Consider the following 18,961-nt stretch of genomic DNA (forward strand, 5'->3'; position numbering starts at 1 on the left):
TGCTATTCCGTTAAGTTGACTACGTGAACCGTTGAAGATGGCGAAGTTTCAACATTTGCGGTAAATTCCGGTGTGTCGAAAGCTGTGTCACCATCTGCCACTGGTGCTCCGGTAGTGGTAATATCCGCAAAATTGTAAAGGTTTTTATCTGCCAGGTGTGACGGCGCAACATTTTGTAGAGCGCGGAACATCGACTCTATTCTTCCAGGAAAACGTCTATTCCAGTCTTGCAACATCATTTTAATGTTCTGACGTTGCAGGTTTTCCTGTGACCCGCATAAGTTACAAGGAATAATGGGAAAGGAAGCAGCGTCTGCGTATTTTTGAATATCTTTTTCACTGCAATATGCCAACGGGCGAATAACGATGTGCTCGCCGTTATCACTCACTAATTTTGGAGGCATGGATTTTAATTTTCCACCGTGAAACATATTGAGGAAAAGGGTCTCAAGCATATCATCCCGGTGATGACCTAAGGCAATTTTAGTCGCACCTATTTCCTTTGCTGTGCGATAGAGTATGCCACGACGAAGGCGTGAACACAGCGAACACGTGGTTTTTCCTTCCGGAATTTTATCTTTAACAATGGAGTAAGTGTCTTCTTGTACAATTTTGTACTTGACGTTAATACTCGCTAAGTATTCAGGTAAAACGTGTTCGGGAAAACCCGGTTGCTTCTGGTCGAGATTAACAGCCACAATATCAAAATCTATGGGGGCAATATTGCGAAGGAAAAGCAGTATGTCTAACATTGTGTAGCTGTCTTTTCCGCCCGATAAGCACACCATAACCTTGTCGCCATCAGCGATCATTTTATAGTCATCAATTGCTTTGCCCACATGCCTTCTGAGACGTTTCTGAAGCTTGTTAAAATTATATTTTTGCTTACTTTGAGCGCTGTGACGCTTGTCAGTGAGCGTAGAAGAGACTGTGTGATTCATGGCAATTCAAAAGGTTGATTAAAACGAAAAACGTATTATACGCAGTCTGAATCAACGCCGCCAATGGGAATAATGGCTGACTCACTGAGATAGATGATTTTACCAACGTTAGGGCCGTTGTATTGCTTGAAAAGTGTACTGCTGTTGATGGTTAATCAACAGCACTGGTTGGAATTTCCATTGAATGCAGCTTTTTATCCATAGCTTCAAAATCGACAATAGTGATGAGTTTACCATCGACTTTAATTATGCCTTCCTTTTGGAAACGGGTCAGTAACCGACTAATGGTTTCAACTGTCAGGCCCAGATAATTCCCGATGTCGTTTCGGGTCATGCTTAAATTAAACTGGCGATGAGAAAACCCTCGCTCTTCAAAGCGACCAGACAAATGAGCGATGAAATAGATGAGTCTTTCTTCGGCAGTGCGCTTATTCAACAACATCATCATATTGTGATCTTGCTTTATTTCTGCGCTCATAAAACGCATGATTTGATGACGTAGCTTGGGGAACTGCTCAGCAATTTTATCCAATGTTGGGTAAGGCAACTCACAGACCATAGCCGTTTCCAGTGCTTGCGTATAGCTTTGATAGGTTTCATCGCGCAAGCCGTCAAAACCAATAATATCTCCGGGAAAGTGGAAACTGATTATTTGTTCTTCGCCTTCTTTATCAGTGACAAAGCTCTTGAACGATCCGGCTCTAACAGCATACAGAGATGTGAACTTTTGACCCGCTTCAACGAGGATATCTTGTTTATGTAAGGGCTTTTTCCTCTCTATGATATCGTCTAAAGATTCAACTTCTGTTTTGTTTAATGCAACTGGCAGGCATAAATGACTGAAACTGCAATTTTGGCAATGTATTGAAAATTCCGTTCGCTGTTGCATAAAACTCACCGTAAATGCGAAAAACCTAATGTATGGTACCGAATACTCGTTGGATCAACAAGAACGCGTAACACAATAAACTGCATGCGATAACCTGACGAACCAAGGGGTGTTTAAACTGTTTCGTTACCCATTGTGCCCCAAGGGCAGTGGCAATTAAAGTAGGTAGCGTCCCTAAACCAAAACCTGCCATAATTTGCCCACCTTCTAGGGCACTCCCTGACGCTAACGCCCAGGTGAGGGTAGAATACACCAATCCGCATGGCAGCCAACCCCAAATCATGCCGTAAGGGAATGCATGGAAAGGGCTACGAAAAGGAATGAACCGCTTCGAAAAGGGCTGAAAATAGCGCCACAAACCTTGCCCAGCCCGTTCAATATAAGTTAATCCGCGCCACCAGTTTCCCAAATAAGCAGCCATGGCGATGAGCATAATACAGCTCATTAGCACTAAGATGGGACCTGAAAAGGGGAGATAATGTGTCGCGATTTGGCCTACTGCACCGGTAATTATTCCCGCTATAATGTAGCTAAATATTCGTCCGGCGTTATAAGCAAGGGTATAGATCAAACGGTTGCGGTTAACGCCAATGGCAGCGTTCATTGCTAACGTAACACCGCCGCACATACCCACACAATGTATTCCACCTGCTAAACCGATGAGAAACGCACTAAAGAAGCTAAGTTCATTCATTTATTTTTTTGCGCTCTTCAGCAAGCTTTTTCTCTTCAGGTGAGAGGTCGTCATCAAACAAGATACTGTAACCCTGACGATCTAAATCTTCAAACTGATTAGACTTGACCGCCCAAAAGAATACAGCAATGGCTAAGGCAACAATAATCACCGCCAAGGGTATGAGGACATAAATTATACTCATCGTGTTTATTTCAGTAAGCGAGTTGAATTAGTAACAACGATAATACTACTTATACTCATCCCGATCACTGCCATCCACGGCGTCAGTATTCCCGATACTGCAAAGGGCAGTATGAGTACGTTGTAGCCTAGCGCCCAAGCCATATTTTGTTTGATTGTGCGGTTCACACGTCGAGCCATCGCGAATATTTGGGGCAAGCTGCTCAATTTGTCGTTTATTAGCAGAACGTCAGCCGCATTTTTGGCAATGTCACTGGCATTGCCAACAGCAACAGAGACATCTGCTGCGGCAAGCACAGGCGCATCGTTAATACCGTCACCCATCATCATGACCTTTTTGCCGTTTGATTGCATGCTTTGCACTGCATCAAATTTTTCCTGGGGTGTTCTTCCCCCCATTGCCTGGGGAATGTCCACGGCTTTGGCAACCTTATCGACGTTTTCCTGTATATCGCCGCTCAGTAGTACCAGGTGTTTGTTACGCAAATGGGTGAGGGTATCGATAGCGTCGCGTTTTATGCTGTCTGTGACGTGAAAGGCTGCGATGCATTGTTGCTCAGACACCAAAAATACATTGGCGGTAATGGGCAACGCTTGCGGGTCAACGGCAGTGAATGCCGCAGAGCCCATTTTATATTCTGTGTTATCGATGACCCCAAAAATGCCACCACCAGGTACTACTTCAAATTGATCTACTCGTTTAATACTATCACCTTGAAACGCTCTGGAAATCGGATGCTCTGATAATGCCTCCAGTGATACTGCAATATGCCATGCTTCCTGATTGTCTTGTTTGTACCAGGATTCAGCAATAGAAAATCTTCCTTCAGTAAGGGTACCGGTTTTATCCATCACAAGTGTGTCAATGAGATTGACTTGCTCAAGTGCATCAGCGCGCTTAACCAGAATTCCCCGTTTGTTAAGGGCTGCCATCGCACAAGTAAGGGCTGAGGGCGTGGCTAGCCCGAGTGCACAGGGGCAGGTTGCTACCAAGACGGAAATTGTGATCCAAAAACCGCTTTCACTGCCTTTAAACCACCAGAAAGCGTAAGTAAAACTTGCAACGAGTAGCACTGCCAGGACAAAGTAGCTAGCAAATTTATCTGCCATAAGGGCTATGCGTGGCTTGCTGGCCAACGCTTGGCTTTGTAACCGTATAATCTGATTTACCAGTGCGTGTTTTAAAGTATGGGTAACGCGAACACGCAACACGCCTGTTTGGTTAATGGTACCGCCGTAAACCGTGTAGTTTGGTTGTTTTTTGACTGGTTCAAACTCCCCGGTAAGCATTGATTCATCTACGGATGACACACCGTCAATAACGACGCCATCAATGGGAATGGTTTCTCCCGCTTTTACGATAACGACTTCGTCAATGGCGAGGGTTTTCGCTAATACCTCTCGAATGCTGCCGTCGGAAGCTTGAGTAGATGCTGTTACCGGAATGTACTGCATGAGGTTAGCAGATATTTGAGCCGCTTTATGACGACTTCGATGTTCGAGAAAGCGGCTGAGCAAGAGCAGGAAGATAAACATACAGATGGACTCAAAATACACATCCCCCTGCTGGAACAATGTAGCTTTGAGCCCTGCTAAATAGGTTGCAAAAATGGCAATAGTTACAGGTACATCCATATTTACCGTGCGTGCCGATAGCGCTTTTAGCGCACCGAGATAAAAGGTACTGCCTGAATACAACACCACTGGGGTCGTTAATACCAAGGCTATCCAGTGGAAATATTCCCTGGTGGTTGAATCCATGCTGTCAAACAAATCGAAATAAAGCGCTGCTGCAAGCATCATCACTTGCATCGTCATGAGTCCGGCAAGCCCCAGTTTTTTTAAAAACAACTTGTCTTCTTTTTTATAGCTTTCTTCGTGTTGACCAGCGTGAAAAGGTAATGCGGGGTAGCCGACCCTTTGAAGTGTTGACATGATGTTGCTAAGCGTTATTTCCTCTGGTGCCCAGCTTACAATGGCCCTGCGTTGAGCCACGTTTACGGCAATCTGTTTAACGCCTTTGACTTTTGACAGTTGCTTTTCGATTAACCAGGCACACGCGGCGCACGTTATGCCTTCTAGGGTAAGTTCAATCTGTTTGTGTTTACCTTCATCAAAAACAAACTCTTCTTGTAACGCTGGTTCATCGAATACTGTCAGTTTTGAAAGGGCTTGATCACCAAGACTTTGCCCCTTGATTGCAGGTTCGGTACGAAACTGGTAGTAGTCTTCAAGGCCATTGTCCACAATAGCTTCGGCAACTGCTTTACACCCCGGACAACACATTGGCCTGGTTTCACTAAGTACAACCGCTGAAAACGGTTGGGCTGGATCTGTAGGTTCACCGCAGTGAAAACAAGGAACTGGCTGATTCACGGATTGAACACAATAGGAGATGATTGAGGTAGCAACAGTGTATTCTGAATTTTCCACTTTTCATCAAGCGGTGACAAACTCACCCGCCATTTACCTTCAAGAGGTTGAGTGGTAAGCCCGCGGTAAACACCGCCGGCATCCCTTGTTAGCAGGATTTCTGTATCTCTGTCACTTAGTGTTACATGGAAAAACCTGAGTGTTAATGCAGTTCCGTCTTCAGGAATTCCCGAGTGAAACTTCAGCGCAACGCGATTCCCTGATATCAACAGTTCAGTGGAGATGTTTTGTTTTCTCGCGCGCTCTTCCCGGTACAAGGCGGCGTTGATAGCTTTACCTTCCTTGTAGTAGTCATCTATTACCAAGCTGTCCTGTGTGGATGAAGCAAGGTAGACTAGAAAAACACTCATGATAACCGTCACTATTGGTACGGTTATCAAAAACCAGGGCCAGAATTGTTTGTACCAAGGTGTATGCGTCATTCTCGCAGTCTCTTTAAATGGAGATCGCACTAGCAAAGTGCGATATGAATTGTATCAGGGCTTCGTAAAATCAGTATGATTTCAATCAATTGAATTTATATGGATTACTATTTTCCCATAAAAAAGCCCCGTAAACACGGGGCTTTCAGTATTAGTACTGTTTAATTCGACAAACTGTACACATAAGCTGCAACTACGTGGATTTTGTCATCGCCCAATGTTTTCTTAAACGACGGCATAACGCCGTTTCTACCGTAGTATAAGGTTTCCGTTACAGACGCTTCGGTAGAGCCGTAAAGCCAGATGTTGTCTGTTAGATTCGGCGCCCCCAACATTTTATTGCCTTTACCATCTGGGCCGTGACATGCAACACATACAGTAAACCTGGCTTTTCCTTTGTCTATCAAGGCTTCCATTTCCGGCGACTGTTCACGTCCACTTAGACTAAGTACGTAAGCAACGGTTTCCTTAACCCCTTGCTCCCCCATTGCACCTAACCATGCTGGCATGGCTCCTTGACGACCAAGTGTGAGGGTTTCTACAATTTTTGCGCCACTACCACCGTACAACCAGTCATCATCAGTGAGGTTTGGGAAGCCGACGTTTGCCCCTCGGGCATCAGAACCGTGACACTGAGAACAATTTTGTAAAAACAAACGTTGTCCTACTTTTAGTGCTTCAGGATCTTTGGCTAAATCTTCAACCGGTATCTGCGCATATGCTTCGAATATGGGGTCGTAGGTTTCTGCTGCATTGTCGAGCTCGCGATCGTAAGCTACTAACATTCCAGCTTCCTTTGCATCAATACGAGCTTGGGCGGATTCTTCCAGCGACTGAATGTTTTGATTGGAACTTTTCCAACCCCACAAGCCCTGGAATGACCCCAAACCCGGATACAGCGCAAGGTACAAAAAGCTCCACACAATACAAACGTAAAAGAGAATGGTCCACCAACGGGGTAATTGGTTATTTATTTCTTCAATGCCATCGAAAACATGCCCCATGCCTTCGCCTTCTTCCACTCCTGTTTTATTGGCTAGTGCCCAGCGCAACAAAACGAAGCAGCCTATGATGGTTCCCAGTGTGATCACCGAAATCCAAATTGTCCAAAACGTGCTCATCAGTTTAAGACTCCTGCTTATCTTTTATATTTTCTTCTTTTGCTTCATCGGCAAAAGGCAAATTAGCGGCTTCATCGAATCTCTGTTTATTTCGACTACTAAACGCCCACCATACAATGCCAATAAAGCTTATAAACACAACAACAGTAAAAATGCTGCCAACGATACCCTGATCCATATTCATTTCAAATACGTTCCAAGGGACTGCAGATAAGCAATTAATGCTTCCATTTCTGTTTTGCCTTCGACGGCTGCTTTTGCACCAGCGATGTCTTCGTCAGTATAGGGCACCCCAAATCCGCGGAACACTTCCATTTTCTTTGCGGTATATTCCCCAGTAAGTGTATTTTCTGCTAACCATGGGAAGCCTGGCATGTTCGACTCAGGTACCACATTACGGGGGTTGATGAGATGCACGCGATGCCATTCGTCACTGTAACGCCCGCCTACACGAGCCAAGTCAGGCCCGGTTCTTTTCGAGCCCCAGAGAAACGGGTGCTCCCATACAGATTCTCCAGCAACAGAATAGTGGCCATAACGTTCGGTTTCAGCGCGGAAAGGGCGAATCATTTGGCTGTGACAGCCTACGCAGCCTTCGCGAATGTAGATATCACGCCCTTCAAGTTGCAGTGCCGTATAGGGCTCTAAGCCTTCAACGGGTTCCATTACCTGCTGCTGAAACATGAGCGGCATAATTTGAACCAACGCACCAAAGCTGATAGCAATGAGAATTAGGACAGTTAACAGTCCGACATTTTTTTCAATTATTTCATGTGGGTTTTTCATGTCATGTCCTCCTTACGCTGCCTGAGCTGCTGGTTCAGCCGCGATACTGCCTTTGGGGGCACGAATGGTTTTCCAAGTGTTGTACGCCATGACCAGCATACCAACAACCACAAATACCCCACCAATAAAGCGAACAACGTAGAAGGGTTTAGACGCTTCAAGTGACTCGACAAAACTATAGGTTAAGGTACCGTCTGCATTTACTGCACGCCACATTAAGCCCTGTAAAACGCCCGATATCCACATGGCGACGATATAAAGCACGACGCCAATAGTGGCAAGCCAAAAATGAACATTAACCAACGTGGTGGAGTACATAGCCCGCTGCCCGAACAACACGGGAATGAGGTGGTAAACTGAACCGATTGAAACCATGGCAACCCAACCCAGTGCCCCTGAATGAACATGTCCGATTGTCCAATCTGTATAGTGAGAGAGGGCATTAACTGTTTTAATCGCCATCATTGGCCCTTCAAAAGTCGACATTCCGTAGAAAGACAAGGAAACAATTAAGAAACGCAAAACTGGATCTGTTCTGAGTTTATGCCAAGCGCCTGACAAGGTCATAATACCATTGATCATACCACCCCAGGACGGAACAAAGAGAATGACGGACATCACCATGCCCAGTGACTGAGTCCAGTCAGGCAGTGCCGTGTAATGAAGGTGGTGAGGTCCGGCCCAAATATAAAGAGAAATAAGTGCCCAGAAGTGAATAATTGACAATCGGTAAGAATAAACAGGGCGCCCAGCTTGTTTAGGTACGAAATAGTACATCATACCCAAGAAGCCAGCAGTGAGGAAAAAGCCTACGGCGTTGTGGCCGTACCACCATTGCATCATCGCATCCACTGCGCCGGCATACAAAGAGTAAGACTTTGTAAACGAAACGGGAATAGCCATACTGTTGCCAATGTGCAAGACGGCAACGGTGAGCATAAATGCACCTAAAAACCAGTTTGCAACGTAAATATGCGACACTTTGCGTATAACCAGAGTACCGAAAAAGTTGATAATGTAAGCTATCCACACCAAAGCGATAAGGATATCGATAGGCCATTCTAATTCGGCGTACTCTTTTGTGCTGGTTAACCCAAAGGGCAGGGTAACCACAGCGAGCACAATTACTGCCTGCCACCCCCAAAAAGTAAAAGCAGCGAGCTTATCGCTAAACAGGCGGACCTGACATGTGCGCTGCACGATGTAATACGACGTTGCAAACAACGCACAACCACCAAATGCAAAAATTACTGCATTGGTGTGCAGAGGGCGCAGCCTTGAAAAGGTGAGCCATGGAGTATCGAAATTTAGCGCGGGGGCAAATAATTGCGCAGCAATAAATACCCCTAACCCCATTCCAATAATACCCCAGACAATAGTCATGATGGTAAATTGCCTGACCACTTTATAGTTATAGTCAGGTTGTGCTTGGCTTATTTCACTCATTTGATTGTTATTCCACTTCAAAGATAAATGGGTTTCCAATTTGTGTCACTATGGATATGTCTGTGAGCGATTTAGCAAAAACACGTCCAGTGGTGATATAGTTTTGTCGTTACAGCAAATTGGTAACAGGATAATAAGTTCTTTGCTAAGAAAAAGATATCGTAAACTAGTTGCGTTTGATCTCCGTCAAACGTTGCAATAATTTTTTTAAGTTACAACCGTTTATTAACATCTATGATACCAGTAAAAAAACAAGGATACATCGCTTTTGCGCTGTTTCTGGCGGTCATTATCGCTTTCTTCGCACTGAGAGAGGGCAAGACAGACAACGACACCTCCATGGGTTTAGTTAATCAATGCGAATTTGTCAATTCCCTTTGCCAGATAAACCACAATGATAACGTTGTTTTATCGACGTTTTCCAGTATACCGGAAGTGGAAGCGTCCATTACAGTTAACTTTTCTTTACCGCCATTTATGGACATTGACAGTGTATGGATAGAGGGCGTGAATATGTACATGGGCAAGGTACCGGTATTAGTGGAGAAAACAGAGCCGGGCATATGGTCGGGATGGTTTATGTTGGGGGTCTGCAGCGAACCAGTAATGCGTTGGAAAATGGTGATGTACGTGAAAAACAGCAATCAACCATACCTCTTTTTTTTCGATACAAAAATGCCCTGACGAGCAGGGCATTGTCTTTTTACATCTGGCTAGTCATATACAGGGGCAGCCCTAGTTTTTTAATGAGACCGAGTTGTTGTTCCAACCAATGAGCGTGGTCCATTTCTGTGTCATCAAGTAGTTCAACTAACATGTCTCGGGTGACGTAGTCCTTTTCCGACTCACACAGCGCGATGACCTCTTTCAACTTTGCGTCAACCTCGTATTCCACTCGTAGATCACTTTCCAGCATTGCCGGGACATCCGCGCCTCGCAAATATCCCGTGCGCGTAACCATATCAGGCTCACCTTCCAGAAACAGGATACGTTCAATTAACTTAGTAGCATGACCACGCTCATCGTCAAATTCGTGGTTAATGCGTTCATACAGTTTGCTTAACCCCCAGTCGAGATACATCTGGGAGTGAATGAAATACTGATCCATAGCGGCGAGCTCGTACGACAATAACTCATTGAGAGCGCTAATGATTGATTTATTACCTTTCATCTTACTCGCCTCCCTCTACTTGTTTTAACAGGTAGTTTTGCATACCCATAGTGTCAATTTGATATTCCTGTGTTTCTAACCAATCTAAGTGGTCTTCTTCACATTCAAGAATGGATTCAAGCATGTCCCGGCTGACGTAATCCTGTTTTTCCTCGCACAGTTTGATCCCTTCGCGAAGTACAGGAAGTTGTTCGATTTGAAAACGCTTATCACATTGCAGCATTTCTGCAGTCTCTTCACCGATATAAAGTTTACCCAATGCTTGCAAATTCGGCAGGCCTTCAAGAAACAGAATGCGTTCAATAATCTCATCTGCCTGCTTCATGTCTTTAATAGACTTCTTGTAGTTCTTCTCGTTGAGCTCGCCAAATCCCCAATTTTTAAACATTCGCGCATGCAAAAAATATTGGTTAATGGATGTGAGCTCAATAGTAAGTATTTCGTTTAGCTTAACGATGACTTGCTTGTCGCCTTTCATAGCCAGCCCCTTCATTTAATTTTGCATAAGTATAGGACTTAACCTGGTAATAGTCAAAGAAAAACCTTTATAAAACAATGGGATAATAATGATAACAATTCCCAGTACGACCTCTTTTACTATTCAGCCGTACGTTGAGTTTCTTCATTGACGTAAGACAATGATTCTTCGGCAAAACCGAGGCCAGCTTCAGTAAAGAAGTTGAATACCTTGTCTACTCCTCTCTCCAACAGACGTTCAACTTCATCTTCATATCTGGCAATGGCGGCAATTTTGCCGTGGTAACCGGAAAACTTTAGTTGCCTTGTAATGTTTACCGCATCGTCAATTGAAGGCAGGGCAAGCAACACCAGTTTTACTCTTGAAACATCAAGGTTATCCCACAAATCTACGTCTTCACCATCGCCACAAATGACGTTAAGACCTTGTTTTTGCAACAACTGTATTTTCGACCTGTCTGCGTCCATTCCCCACACAGCGTTATCTGCAAGTTTGTGCAGCGAGTGAAATGCCCCCGTGCCCACTCGACCCATACCAATAACCAAAAATTCTGCCTGGGTGATCACGGGGTATACATCTTCTTTAAGGCGCTGGGGCTTTTCAAATTTTTGTATGTCCTTTTTAATTTTAAGGTAATGGTTGTGGCTGTTTCGGTACAGCAAACTGGTAATCACAAAGGAAAGTGATACAGCAAGGGCAAGCACAACCAGCCATTGCTGAGCAAGCATGCCTAGACTCACCGCCAAGGCCCCTACGATCAAACCGAATTCACTGTAGTTGCTTAACACTAGTGAAGTGAGGTAGCTGGTACGTGCGCGCAATTTGAGACGGGTAAACAGAGTGAAAAAAAGTGCAGATTTAATAAACAGGAATCCACATAACACAATCGCTGTAACGATCATGGTAGAATCGGGCAGAGCGGTAAGACCAATGGACAAGAAGAAACCAATTAAAAACAAATCTTTAAATGATAATAAAGACTTTGATAACTCGGTCGCTTTTGGATGCCTGGCAAGTAGCACACCTGTCAGAAGCGCACCCAGATCGCCTTTTATGTTTACCAAATCAAATACCTGATAACCTCCTAACGCAAGAACAAAGCCAGTTAGGGGAAGCAACTCGCCGTGACCAGATTGGTCTATGATGCGGTTGAGCAGCGGGAGAAGTGGAAATGCAGCCAACAACCCCAGCGCCCATACAGAGGGTATTTTTCCGGTTGCAACCACAAGAAAAAGTACTGCAAAGATGTCTTGCATTACAAGAATACCGATAGCCAGTCTGCCGTGTCGGGTTTTGCTTTCGCCACTTTCTTCCAATACCTTGATAACACATACTGTGCTGCTGAAGCTCAGGGCAAAGGCAATAAGTAACGCGCTTTGCAGCGAAAGATCGCCGAAAAATGCAGAAAATAGGAAGGCCAGCCCGTACAGTAAACCCGCAATAACGCCAACCCATATCAGCGAGTGACTTACGCTCCCAAGCCAAACCTCAGGCTTACTTAAATCTCTTATGTTGAGTTTTAGACCAATGGTAAAGAGCATAATGGTAATGCCGAGATCTGCGATAGACTGCAACGAATCAGTCATTGCATAACCCATTGCATTAAGGATAAAACCTGCAAGTAAATAGCCAACCAGAGGAGGCACACCTGCCATTTTCACTGACAGGCCACAGATAAAAGCAAAAAGAAGAAAAAGATATTCCATGTACTACGTGCTCAAATTATTGAGGGGAAACAACAATGCAATTAGAATGCGTTAGATTTTTCCGTTTGTAAATTGCAGCGTTACGGGAATCGTGTACTTTGGGCTGTTAGAAGAAAAGGGCGAGTTACCGTGAAACAAGGCTGATCCTGTTGTACTCTTCAAAACATACCATTATCCACGTTTCCAGGCTCGCATTCTTATGCACAAAACAATTTTAACGATACTAGTATCTGCTGTTTCTCTGAGCGCAGTTGCTGCCTTTTTTTGGCATGGCCTTATCTGGTTGTTAGTCATTACAGGAATAATGAGTGTTATTGCGCTGTTGGACGTTGTGCAGAATCGTCACGCAATACTTAAAAATTACCCGCTTATAGGACGTGCTCGGTGGGCAATAGAAGCGCTACGGCCGTTTATCCAACAGTATATTCTTGAGTCGGACACCGATGGCAAGCCAATTAGTCGGATGCATCGGGCCATTGTTTATCAGCGGGCAAAGGATGCGTTAGATTCCGCACCCTATGGCACCCAACTCGATACCTATCAGCCTGGTTACGAATGGATTGGTCACTCACTGTCCGCAATGGACATGAATGAAATGGGTGAACATCCAACCGTGCGAATTGGTGGTCCGGCTTGTCAACATCCATACAACGCCAGCATTCTCAATATTTCAGCAATGAGTTTTGGTGCGCTAAGTGGCAATGCGGTAGAAGCCTTAAACAAAGGGGCGGCGAAAGGTCATTTTTACCACAATACCGGTGAAGGGGGGCTGACACCTTATCACCTGAAACACGGCGGTGATATTGTTTGGCAGATAGGAACAGGCTACTTTGGTTGCCGAAATGAAAATGGAGATTTTGACGAACAGGCGTTTGCGGACAAAGCTCGTCACGACAATGTCAAAATGATAGAAATTAAGTTAAGTCAAGGTGCCAAACCGGGCCACGGTGGTATTTTACCAGCGCATAAAAATACGCCGGAAATTGCCCGTGTCAGAGGTGTCGAGCCCTACACACAAGTGGATTCCCCACCCAGACATACAGCCTTCTCGACACCGTTGGAAATGATGGCTTTTATTAAGAAATTGAGGGCGTTGTGTGGTGGTAAACCGGTGGGGTTTAAATTATCACTGGGTAGAAAAAGTGAATTTATAGCTATTTGCAAAGCAATGAAAGAAACCGGGATAATGCCAGACTTTATCACTGTAGACGGCGGCGAGGGAGGAACTGGCGCAGCACCATTGGAATATACAAATTCCATTGGTTTTCCACTACGTGAAGCACTGGCGTTCGTCGATGATTGTTTAACCGGATATGACATCCGTCAGCACATTAAAATTATTGCGTCGGGAAAAATTATTACTGCATTTGATATGGTCAAGAATATGAGTCTGGGGGCTGATCTATGTAATAGTGCCAGGGGAATGATGCTGGCGCTTGGGTGTGTTCAGAGTTTGTCGTGTAATACTAATGCCTGTCCTACCGGCGTGGCAACTCAAAATCCCTCCCTTGCACGAGGACTGGTTGTTGAAGATAAATACGAACGTGTTTATCGCTTTCACAAAAAAACCATACATGCGTTTCTTGATATCTTATCGTCTACGGGGCATGGAGACCACTCAGCTCTAAATCGCACTCACATTTTTCGCCGTGTTAACCAACAGGACGTACGCCGATACGATGAAATTTTTCCCCACATTAAACGCGGTGTTCTTTTGTCTGATGACATACCAGAGCGCTTTGCGTTACACGTTAAGGAAGCATGTGTGAGTAGCTTTATTCCTAAAAGCCTGTTGTCAACGATCGACGAAGAAACAAAAGCAGTGTAAATTTGATGTTAATCAAGCTTTTGATCTTTATCATCGGTTAGCGTATCAGAGTAGCAGCGACGACATTGACGCTACTGCATAACTGACTTCATACAGGAGAACGCTTTATGCAATCTTACGATGCAATTCTAGTAGCAATTGATATTTACTCTGATTACGAACCAGTTGTACAGCGCGCGGTTCAGGTGGCAGGCACCAGTGTTAAGGTTAATTTACTCTATGTCGTATATCCACAAACCAGTATAGAACCCTATGGCTTGTTTTTAGAAACTGATTATTCTGATGAAATTTGCCAGCAGGCCAAGCGCAAACTGGAATCCATTGCCAATCATCACAACATTCCTCATTCTCATACCCATGTGGTAGTAGGGGCGGCGGCTGAAGAGATCCACGAAGCAGCAGAGCGACTGAAGGCTGATCTCATTGTTATTGGTACCCACGGGCGCAGTGGAATGCGTTTGTTATTAGGTTCCACGGCAAACGCCGTATTGCACGGAGTAAAAACGGATGTACTTGCTGTTAAGGTGTAACATTACTGCGGTAGTTTAACTGCTAGAATACGCAAGTCGCCTCAGTGAAAGCGGTCATATTATTTTCTCAGTGTGTTGTTAGCCGGAATTCAGTTGTATGATAAAAAAACAAAAGGGCTTCAAACGAATGTATTACGCGACCTTGTATTCCCTAAACGGGTTAAGAGCGTCCTGGTATAGTGAGGCGGCTATCCGACAGGAATTAGCCGTCATGTTTTTTCTTATACCTGCCGCTTTTTTTGTTACCCCTGAGACGGCTGAAAGGTTAATTTTAATCAGTAGCTTATTCTTGGTGTTAATTACCGAGCTCCTCAATACTGCCATTGAAGCGCTGGCAGACAAGGTGAGTATCGAGTTCCACGAACTTATTCGCAAAACCAAAGATATTGCCTCGGCGGCTGTGTTTGTCGCTATTGTCCTGGCAACATTGAGTTGGGCAATGATCTTATTACTTTAATTATTACAACTTCACAGGCATAGCAAACCATTGCAGTTGAATCCAGCGCTAAAATGAAGCTGCTTTTTCTCCCTCGGGAAGTTGAGCGTTGACCAAATCAGTCACCGTACTTTCGATGAGCTTTAAATGAGAATGATGAATTTTCGCTTGCTTGGTATTCTCCAGACTTACAGTTTCAAAGCATACATCATCACCTTGGCTGCATACTTTCACCAGCTCGTCTTCACGCTTGTTTGAAACGGGAACGCGAATGTACAAAGGCTCATTGTGGGACTCAAAATATTGAAACGCATCGTCGATTGACTTAAACGGCGCTTTTTTCTCTGGTTGCAGAGACCACTGTGACGATTGAGTAACGATCTGCGCTAGCAATTTGGCGTGCTGCGTTTTCATTTCACAAGACATGATAATATCCTCCGTTGTTGCGATTGTTACGCACATAGCCGGAAAAAAGTTCTATTCGTTTCTGTTATCTTTAATTCATTGTGTATTCATATTGATGAATAAAAAATCTGCATCAATTCCCTAGAAATACCTTGCATTCCTTTCATTCCACGGACTATAACTCCCGGCTATAGATAAAATGCGCAAAGGGACAAAATCAAGTTGTATTTATCGCTGTCAATAGCAGGGTAAACCTCTGATATGAGTATGTCTGCACGTATATTCTGCTCGGCAGTAATGGCGATTGGAAAAAACAAGTGGTACCTTCAAATAATATAAAATATTACAAATGAATGGCTTTTGGCGAACAAACTATTCTTGACGAAGCCTGCTGCTGGCGGTTAAATGTTCAAACATAATAAAAACGTAACGTTCCAGTAAAAAACAGAACACAACAACAGGTGACACTATGAGAAAGGAAAAAGCACGTTTTGCTGCACGCTATTTAAGCAAGCAAATTCGTCAGTCTTGGAACCCCGTTAATGTTATTGCGCCCCTTTGTTTAGCAACTGCTGTGCTTTCAGCTCCTGCTATGGCACAACAACAAACTGGTAGTATCAAAGGGCAGGTCGAGGCTGGTGATTCAACAACGAATGTAGCTGGCATTGAAGTAACAGCAACCAGTTCGGTCATGCCCAAGCCTAGAACAGCGACAACCCGTGAAGATGGCTCGTTTACTATGCCATTTTTGCTACCGGGTGAATACACGGTGTCGTTTAAGCTCCCTAATGGTCAAACCAAAGAGTTTGAAGCCCGCGTTCTCCTTGAACAAACTTCTTCGATTAACTTTGTTTACTCACCAGACAATACTGAAGTGATTACTATTACCGGTAGCCCATTTGTTACCACGGGTGATTCATCTTTAACCAATTCTTTTGGCGCCGAAGTTATTCAGTCTCTGCCGGTGGGACAAACTTATCGCGATATGCTGAAAATTCTGCCTGGGGTCGAGTACTCTGAAAACGGCACGCTTGGCCCATCAGCGGGTGGATCTGGGGCTGACAACAGTTACGGTTTTGATGGCGTAGATTTATCTATGCCCATGTTTGGTAACCTTTCTTCTGAGCCATCTACCCATGATATCGCAAGTGTTTCGGTTGACCGCGGTGGCGCAAAAGCCATTGGCTTTAACCGCTCTGGTGGTTTTTCAGTTAACTCGGTCTCTAAATCAGGTACCAACGAATTTCATGGCAGTCTTGAATACCGCATTCAGCCTTCTTCGTTCTCAGCAACACCCAAAGATGGCGTAATTCAAGATACGGATCAGAGTTGGATCATTGCCTCGGTAAGTGGGCCACTGATTGAAGACGAACTTTTCTTCTATGGTTCTTTTTACCGTCCGGAAGTAGACGGCAGCAGCAAAGAAACTGCGTATGGACCAACCAAAGATTATGAAAGTGAAAGAAACGAATATTTTGGTAAGTTAACCTGGGCTCCCACCGATGATATTTTGCTTAATGCCAGCCTACGAGATTCGGAGCGCACCGTATCGGGTTCTTCGATTGGTGAATTTGAAGCCGATTCGGTATCAGTAGGTTCTGAGTCAAACCTCAGTATTTATTCCGTTGATGGTTCCTGGTTATTTGATGAGTCCAGTTTGTCATTTAAATACGGCAAGTATGAAGAAGACTTTATCGACACCCCCGATGTACAGTTAACCAGTGTCGTACCTTCGCTTGGTGGTACGCTTGATGTAGCTCGCTTAGACGAAATGGGCTACTTCAATGTTCCTGGTTTGCGGGATGATGCCGAGTTAACGAACGAAGATATCCAGTTCAATACAGGCGCGTTACCCCTTATCAATGAATATGGCTACATCGGTGACGATGGGCAACGCGCAGGCGGTGGTGGTGTTGGCGCCTATTCAACATATAATCGTCAATCCTTTGAACGGGAGAGTTTCGAACTTGCATTTGACACGGAAAAAGCCTTGGGTGATACCTATCACACTATTCATGTTGCCGCAAAATGGGAAGAAATCTCCGAAGATTTAGTTCGCTTGTCCAATGGTTGGGGCTCCATAAAATATGTGGGCGGCGTAGACGACGAATTCCCAGGTGCCTATTACGTTGCTGATGTTCAGCAAATGAGCCTGAGTGTTGACGGTTCCGAAACACCGTCCATTGTGTCTACATCCGAAACCATTAACTTTGAGATCAATGACACCATCGAACATGGCGACTTTACTTATAACATTGGTGTTCTCGTTTCAAAAGACACCCTCTATGGCCAGGGGTTGCGTGAAAACAGCAGCAACGTATCTGGCTTCGAAAATGCACCTGGTCACGAATACGAAATGTATTCCACCGACTGGAAAGACATGATTCAGCCCCGTCTAGGTGTAACCTGGGAATATGATGATGAAAGCACTGTGTTTGCCAATTATGCCAGCTATAACCCGAATGCTTCATCGTTAGCGCGTGCAGCGAGTTGGGACAGAAACTCCCGTGCAACCATTGAAGTTCAATTTGATGAGCAAGGTAATTATCTTGATTCCGGGGCGAAACCAGGTTCATCTGGTAAATTCTTTGCCGACAATATGCGCCCACGTCGCATTGATGAGTACACGTTAGGTACGACCCGAGCATTGAGCAACAGCCTGATGCTTCGTTCCCACGTTCGATTCCGTTATGGTAGTCACTTCTGGGAAGATATGCCAAATGGTGCGCGTCTCTATGGTGATTACGAGGGCGGTTCGGTACCTGCGGACATTGCAGCGAAAGGCTTGTATATCGATAACTTAGATGAGTTACGTGCTGAGGTTGGCGGATCTTCTTATGTTATTGCAGAGGTTGATGGCGGACAAACGAAGTACTGGGAATGGAGTTCAGAGCTGGAGTGGTTTGGTGAGCGCACCTATGTGAACGCGTCTTATACCTGGAGTCACTACTATGGTAACTTCGACCAAGACAACACTACGACAACCAATGATGCCAACAACTTTATCGGTTCGTCATATTATGGTGATGGACGCGGTCGTATGCCGTGGGATTTCCGTTACGGCAAATTGGCAGCAGATAAGCCCCATAAAGTGAAGGTGTTTGGTTATTACACCACAGATTGGGAAGCCAATATTGGTGCCTACTTTATCTTCCAGTCGGGCGAAGCGTGGAACGCCTGGGATGGTTCACTGTATGGCTTCTCATCAAGTACAAGCCGTTTTGCAGAGCCTGCAGGTAGCCGACGCGGCGCAAGTCATTGGCAACTTGATCTGAACTACACACAAGATTGGGTTATCAGTGATTACACCGTCAAGTTCCGTGCGGACTTGTTTAACGTGTTTGACAAGCAAACGGGCTATAATTACGACCCGTATGTCACGGCAGACAGTTTTGCTGAGCCACGTGATTACTACAACCCAAGACGACTGCAATTGTCTCTTATTATGCAGTTTTAAAACATCTAGTTAAAAAAACCGCCGGGGGGCGGTTT

General features: G+C 44.8%; 19 protein-coding genes. 5 read left to right on the forward strand and 14 right to left on the reverse strand.

The window, feature by feature from the left end; translation table 11 throughout:
- Positions 1-2: 2 nt before the first annotated feature.
- From ttcA to ccoN, 10 genes are all read right to left on the reverse strand, one after another.
- Complete coding sequence (ttcA, locus tag KO518_RS13650) at positions 3-941, reverse strand: tRNA 2-thiocytidine(32) synthetase TtcA (RefSeq protein WP_216026355.1); 939 nt, start codon at positions 939-941, stop codon at positions 3-5.
- Between the two features lie 151 nt (positions 942-1,092).
- Positions 1,093-1,830: a fumarate/nitrate reduction transcriptional regulator Fnr gene (fnr, locus tag KO518_RS13655; protein WP_216026356.1), complete on the reverse strand. Its 738-nt coding sequence runs from the start codon at positions 1,828-1,830 to the stop codon at positions 1,093-1,095.
- A 25-nt stretch (positions 1,831-1,855) separates the two neighbouring features.
- Positions 1,856-2,524: a sulfite exporter TauE/SafE family protein gene (locus KO518_RS13660; RefSeq protein ID WP_216026357.1), complete on the reverse strand. Its 669-nt coding sequence runs from the start codon at positions 2,522-2,524 to the stop codon at positions 1,856-1,858.
- Positions 2,517-2,708 (reverse strand): cbb3-type cytochrome oxidase assembly protein CcoS, encoded by a 192-nt coding sequence (ccoS, locus tag KO518_RS13665; protein ID WP_216026358.1) that lies wholly within the window; start codon positions 2,706-2,708, stop codon positions 2,517-2,519. Before ccoS ends, KO518_RS13660 begins: the two co-directional genes overlap by 8 nt.
- 5 nt (positions 2,709-2,713) lie before the next feature.
- Complete coding sequence (locus KO518_RS13670) at positions 2,714-5,083, reverse strand: heavy metal translocating P-type ATPase (RefSeq protein WP_216026359.1); 2,370 nt, start codon at positions 5,081-5,083, stop codon at positions 2,714-2,716.
- Complete coding sequence (locus KO518_RS13675; RefSeq protein WP_216026360.1) at positions 5,080-5,562, reverse strand: FixH family protein; 483 nt, start codon at positions 5,560-5,562, stop codon at positions 5,080-5,082. Before KO518_RS13675 ends, KO518_RS13670 begins: the two co-directional genes overlap by 4 nt.
- Before the next feature lie 161 nt (positions 5,563-5,723).
- On the reverse strand, positions 5,724-6,683 hold the full coding sequence (ccoP, locus tag KO518_RS13680; RefSeq protein ID WP_216026361.1) for a cytochrome-c oxidase, cbb3-type subunit III: 960 nt from the start codon (positions 6,681-6,683) through the stop codon (positions 5,724-5,726).
- Between the two features lie 4 nt (positions 6,684-6,687).
- Positions 6,688-6,861: a cbb3-type cytochrome c oxidase subunit 3 gene (locus tag KO518_RS13685; protein WP_216026908.1), complete on the reverse strand. Its 174-nt coding sequence runs from the start codon at positions 6,859-6,861 to the stop codon at positions 6,688-6,690.
- Positions 6,862-6,863: 2 nt separating this feature from the next.
- Positions 6,864-7,469, reverse strand: coding sequence for a cytochrome-c oxidase, cbb3-type subunit II (gene ccoO, locus KO518_RS13690; protein ID WP_216026362.1), 606 nt, complete (start codon positions 7,467-7,469; stop codon positions 6,864-6,866).
- A gap of 12 nt (positions 7,470-7,481) precedes the next feature.
- Positions 7,482-8,915 carry a cytochrome-c oxidase, cbb3-type subunit I gene (ccoN, locus tag KO518_RS13695; protein WP_216026363.1) on the reverse strand — a complete coding sequence of 478 codons (1,434 nt, stop codon included), beginning with the start codon at positions 8,913-8,915 and terminating at the stop codon, positions 7,482-7,484.
- Between the two features lie 234 nt (positions 8,916-9,149).
- Between ccoN and KO518_RS13700 the strand changes: the two genes are divergently transcribed.
- Positions 9,150-9,599: a hypothetical protein gene (locus KO518_RS13700; RefSeq protein WP_216026364.1), complete on the forward strand. Its 450-nt coding sequence runs from the start codon at positions 9,150-9,152 to the stop codon at positions 9,597-9,599.
- A gap of 19 nt (positions 9,600-9,618) precedes the next feature.
- On the opposite strand, the gene bfr (KO518_RS13705) is transcribed toward KO518_RS13700, so the two are convergent.
- The 3 genes from bfr (KO518_RS13705) to KO518_RS13715 all read right to left on the reverse strand — a co-directional run bounded on the left by bfr (KO518_RS13705) (position 9,619) and on the right by KO518_RS13715 (position 12,270).
- Positions 9,619-10,086 (reverse strand): bacterioferritin, encoded by a 468-nt coding sequence (gene bfr, locus KO518_RS13705; protein ID WP_216026365.1) that lies wholly within the window; start codon positions 10,084-10,086, stop codon positions 9,619-9,621.
- A 1-nt stretch (position 10,087) separates the two neighbouring features.
- Positions 10,088-10,564 (reverse strand): bacterioferritin, encoded by a 477-nt coding sequence (bfr, locus tag KO518_RS13710; protein WP_216026366.1) that lies wholly within the window; start codon positions 10,562-10,564, stop codon positions 10,088-10,090.
- 119 nt (positions 10,565-10,683) lie between these two features.
- The gene (locus tag KO518_RS13715; protein WP_216026367.1) at positions 10,684-12,270 is read right to left on the reverse strand and encodes a cation:proton antiporter family protein; all 1,587 of its coding nucleotides are present in this window, start codon (positions 12,268-12,270) and stop codon (positions 10,684-10,686) included.
- A gap of 199 nt (positions 12,271-12,469) precedes the next feature.
- Here KO518_RS13715 and KO518_RS13720 point away from each other — a divergent pair, with 199 nt between their 5' ends.
- The 3 genes from KO518_RS13720 to KO518_RS13730 all read left to right on the forward strand — a co-directional run bounded on the left by KO518_RS13720 (position 12,470) and on the right by KO518_RS13730 (position 15,085).
- Entirely contained in the window at positions 12,470-14,098 is a 1,629-nt protein-coding gene (locus KO518_RS13720) for an FMN-binding glutamate synthase family protein (protein ID WP_216026368.1), read from the forward strand.
- A 107-nt stretch (positions 14,099-14,205) separates the two neighbouring features.
- Entirely contained in the window at positions 14,206-14,628 is a 423-nt protein-coding gene (locus KO518_RS13725; protein WP_216026369.1) for a universal stress protein, read from the forward strand.
- 97 nt (positions 14,629-14,725) lie between these two features.
- The gene (locus KO518_RS13730; RefSeq protein WP_216026370.1) at positions 14,726-15,085 is read left to right on the forward strand and encodes a diacylglycerol kinase; all 360 of its coding nucleotides are present in this window, start codon (positions 14,726-14,728) and stop codon (positions 15,083-15,085) included.
- Positions 15,086-15,133: 48 nt separating this feature from the next.
- On the opposite strand, the gene KO518_RS13735 is transcribed toward KO518_RS13730, so the two are convergent.
- The gene (locus KO518_RS13735; protein ID WP_216026371.1) at positions 15,134-15,490 is read right to left on the reverse strand and encodes a hypothetical protein; all 357 of its coding nucleotides are present in this window, start codon (positions 15,488-15,490) and stop codon (positions 15,134-15,136) included.
- A gap of 448 nt (positions 15,491-15,938) precedes the next feature.
- On the opposite strand from KO518_RS13735, the gene KO518_RS13740 reads away from it, so the two are divergent.
- Positions 15,939-18,926, forward strand: a complete 2,988-nt coding sequence (locus tag KO518_RS13740) for a TonB-dependent receptor (protein WP_216026372.1) — start codon at positions 15,939-15,941, stop codon at positions 18,924-18,926.
- The last annotated feature ends 35 nt before the right edge of the window (positions 18,927-18,961 follow it).

Origin of the sequence: Aestuariibacter sp. A3R04 (genome assembly GCF_018860805.1) — a bacterium.
Taxonomy (GTDB): domain Bacteria; phylum Pseudomonadota; class Gammaproteobacteria; order Enterobacterales; family Alteromonadaceae; genus Alteromonas.

What these genes read in the sequence shown, in the direction of transcription:
- KO518_RS13700 (WP_216026364.1), top strand. Translation starts at nt 9,150, where the DNA reads ATGATACCAGTAAAAAAACAAGGATACATCGCTTTTGCGCTGTTTCTG.
- ttcA (WP_216026355.1), bottom strand. Translation starts at nt 941, where the DNA reads ATGAATCACACAGTCTCTTCTACGCTCACTGACAAGCGTCACAGCGCT.
- ccoO (WP_216026362.1), bottom strand. Translation starts at nt 7,469, where the DNA reads ATGAAAAACCCACATGAAATAATTGAAAAAAATGTCGGACTGTTAACT.
- ccoS (WP_216026358.1), bottom strand. Translation starts at nt 2,708, where the DNA reads ATGAGTATAATTTATGTCCTCATACCCTTGGCGGTGATTATTGTTGCC.
- KO518_RS13675 (WP_216026360.1), bottom strand. Translation starts at nt 5,562, where the DNA reads ATGACGCATACACCTTGGTACAAACAATTCTGGCCCTGGTTTTTGATA.
- bfr (WP_216026366.1), bottom strand. Translation starts at nt 10,564, where the DNA reads ATGAAAGGCGACAAGCAAGTCATCGTTAAGCTAAACGAAATACTTACT.
- KO518_RS13660 (WP_216026357.1), bottom strand. Translation starts at nt 2,524, where the DNA reads ATGAATGAACTTAGCTTCTTTAGTGCGTTTCTCATCGGTTTAGCAGGT.
- bfr (WP_216026365.1), bottom strand. Translation starts at nt 10,086, where the DNA reads ATGAAAGGTAATAAATCAATCATTAGCGCTCTCAATGAGTTATTGTCG.
- KO518_RS13735 (WP_216026371.1), bottom strand. Translation starts at nt 15,490, where the DNA reads ATGTCTTGTGAAATGAAAACGCAGCACGCCAAATTGCTAGCGCAGATC.
- KO518_RS13720 (WP_216026368.1), top strand. Translation starts at nt 12,470, where the DNA reads ATGCACAAAACAATTTTAACGATACTAGTATCTGCTGTTTCTCTGAGC.
- ccoN (WP_216026363.1), bottom strand. Translation starts at nt 8,915, where the DNA reads ATGAGTGAAATAAGCCAAGCACAACCTGACTATAACTATAAAGTGGTC.
- ccoP (WP_216026361.1), bottom strand. Translation starts at nt 6,683, where the DNA reads ATGAGCACGTTTTGGACAATTTGGATTTCGGTGATCACACTGGGAACC.
- KO518_RS13740 (WP_216026372.1), top strand. Translation starts at nt 15,939, where the DNA reads ATGAGAAAGGAAAAAGCACGTTTTGCTGCACGCTATTTAAGCAAGCAA.
- KO518_RS13685 (WP_216026908.1), bottom strand. Translation starts at nt 6,861, where the DNA reads ATGGATCAGGGTATCGTTGGCAGCATTTTTACTGTTGTTGTGTTTATA.
- fnr (WP_216026356.1), bottom strand. Translation starts at nt 1,830, where the DNA reads ATGCAACAGCGAACGGAATTTTCAATACATTGCCAAAATTGCAGTTTC.
- KO518_RS13725 (WP_216026369.1), top strand. Translation starts at nt 14,206, where the DNA reads ATGCAATCTTACGATGCAATTCTAGTAGCAATTGATATTTACTCTGAT.
- KO518_RS13715 (WP_216026367.1), bottom strand. Translation starts at nt 12,270, where the DNA reads ATGGAATATCTTTTTCTTCTTTTTGCTTTTATCTGTGGCCTGTCAGTG.
- KO518_RS13730 (WP_216026370.1), top strand. Translation starts at nt 14,726, where the DNA reads ATGATAAAAAAACAAAAGGGCTTCAAACGAATGTATTACGCGACCTTG.